Here is a 2,500-nt window from a genome sequence, read left to right as displayed (position 1 = left end):
GTGAAATAGATCCTGAAACCGCATGCTTACAAAAAGTAGGAGCCCGCAAGGGTGACTGCGTACCTTTTGTATAATGGGTCAGCGACTTACATTCAGTGGCAAGGTTAACCGAATAGGGGAGCCGTAGAGAAATCGAGTCCGAATAGGGCGTCCAGTCGCTGGGTGTAGACCCGAAACCAAGTGATCTATCCATGGCCAGGATGAAGGTGCCGTAACAGGTACTGGAGGTCCGAACCGACTAGTGTTGCAAAACTAGCGGATGAGCTGTGGATAGGGGTGAAAGGCTAAACAAACTTGGAAATAGCTGGTTCTCTCCGAAAACTATTTAGGTAGTGCCTCAAGTATTACCTGCGGGGGTAGAGCACTGTTTAGGCTAGGGGGTCATGGCGACTTACCAAACCTATGCAAACTCCGAATACCGCAGAGTACAGCTTGGGAGACAGAGCACCGGGTGCTAACGTCCGGACTCAAGAGGGAAACAACCCAGACCGCCAGCTAAGGTCCCTAAAATTGGCTAAGTGGGAAACGAAGTGGGAAGGCTAAAACAGTCAGGATGTTGGCTTAGAAGCAGCCATCATTTAAAGAAAGCGTAATAGCTCACTGATCGAGTCGTCCTGCGCGGAAGATGTAACGGGGCTAAGCCAGTTACCGAAGCTGCGGATTTGCAATTTATTGCAAGTGGTAGGAGAGCGTTCTGTAAGCCTGTGAAGGTGCCTGGTAACGGGTGCTGGAGGTATCAGAAGTGCGAATGCTGACATGAGTAGCGTTAAAGGGGGTGAAAAGCCCCCTCGCCGTAAGCGCAAGGTTTCCTACGCAACGTTCATCGGCGTAGGGTGAGTCGGCCCCTAAGGCGAGGCAGAGATGCGTAGCTGATGGGAAACAGGTCAATATTCCTGTACCGATGTGTAGTGCGATGTGGGGACGGAGAAGGTTAGCTCAGCCAACTGTTGGATATGTTGGTTCAAGCCTGTAGTCGTGCCTGGTAGGCAAATCCGCCGGGCTTAGATGAGGGGTGATAACGAGTCTGCTTGCAGACGAAGTGAGTGATACCCTGCTTCCAGGAAAAGCCACTAAGCTTCAGCTACACACGACCGTACCGCAAACCGACACTGGTGCGCGAGATGAGTATTCTAAGGCGCTTGAGAGAACTCTGGAGAAGGAACTCGGCAAATTGATACCGTAACTTCGGGAGAAGGTATGCCGCAAGTAGGTGAACTTGAACAAAGGGAGCCCAAAGCGGTTGCAAAAAATCGGTGGCTGCGACTGTTTAATAAAAACACAGCACTCTGCAAACACGAAAGTGGACGTATAGGGTGTGACGCCTGCCCGGTGCTGGAAGATTAAATGATGGGGTGCAAGCTCTTGATTGAAGTCCCAGTAAACGGCGGCCGTAACTATAACGGTCCTAAGGTAGCGAAATTCCTTGTCGGGTAAGTTCCGACCTGCACGAATGGCGTAACGATGGCCACACTGTCTCCTCCAGAGACTCAGCGAAGTTGAAATGTTTGTGATGATGCAATCTCCCCGCGGAAAGACGGAAAGACCCCATGAACCTTTACTGTAGCTTTGTATTGGATTTTGAACGGATCTGTGTAGGATAGGTGGGAGGCTTTGAAGTGAGGACGCTAGTTCTCATGGAGCCGACGTTGAAATACCACCCTGGTGCGTTTGAGGTTCTAACCCAGGTCCCTTATCGGGATCGGGGACAGTGCATGGTAGGCAGTTTGACTGGGGCGGTCTCCTCCCAAAGCGTAACGGAGGAGTTCGAAGGTACGCTAGTTACGGTCGGACATCGTGACGATAGTGCAATGGCATAAGCGTGCTTAACTGCGAGACTGACAAGTCGAGCAGATGCGAAAGCAGGACATAGTGATCCGGTGGTTCTGTATGGAAGGGCCATCGCTCAACGGATAAAAGGTACTCTGGGGATAACAGGCTGATACCGCCCAAGAGTTCATATCGACGGCGGTGTTTGGCACCTCGATGTCGGCTCATCTCATCCTGGGGCTGTAGTCGGTCCCAAGGGTATGGCTGTTCGCCATTTAAAGAGGTACGTGAGCTGGGTTTAAAACGTCGTGAGACAGTTTGGTCCCTATCTTCCGTGGGCGCTGCAGATTTGAGGAAGCCTGCTCCTAGTACGAGAGGACCGGAGTGGACACACCTCTGGTGTATCGGTTGTCACGCCAGTGGCATTGCCGAGTAGCTAAGTGTGGAAGAGATAACCGCTGAAAGCATCTAAGCGGGAAACTCGTTTCAAGATGAGATCTGCCGGGGCCTTGAGCCCCCTGAAGAGTCGTTCAAGACCAGGACGTTGATAGGCTGGGTGTGGAAGCGCAGTAATGCGTTAAGCTAACCAGTACTAATTGCTCGTGAGGCTTGACCCTATAACTTTGATGACGTGATCATCAAGGTGGTTATGCCAAGTAAGGCGCAGTCAAAATACAAAGCTGATTACAGACTCTATGAATTCGTTGTGTTGCTCGGTGAGCAGCATGACAAC

At 51.3% G+C, this 2,500-nt stretch carries 1 rRNA gene (running past one end of the window); it reads left to right on the top strand.

The window, feature by feature from the left end:
• Nucleotides 1-2,384: ribosomal RNA gene (locus ACFPFG_RS17850) — 23S ribosomal RNA — on the top strand; it begins 492 nt to the left of the window's first position.
• Nucleotides 2,385-2,500: the final 116 nt, after the last annotated feature.

The sequence above is a fragment of the Delftia deserti genome, assembly GCF_042653485.1.
Classification (GTDB): Bacteria; Pseudomonadota; Gammaproteobacteria; order Burkholderiales; family Burkholderiaceae_C; genus Comamonas; species Comamonas acidovorans.
The sequence above is the reverse complement of the archived record's forward strand: the minus strand, read 5'-3'. Positions and strand labels throughout refer to the sequence as shown.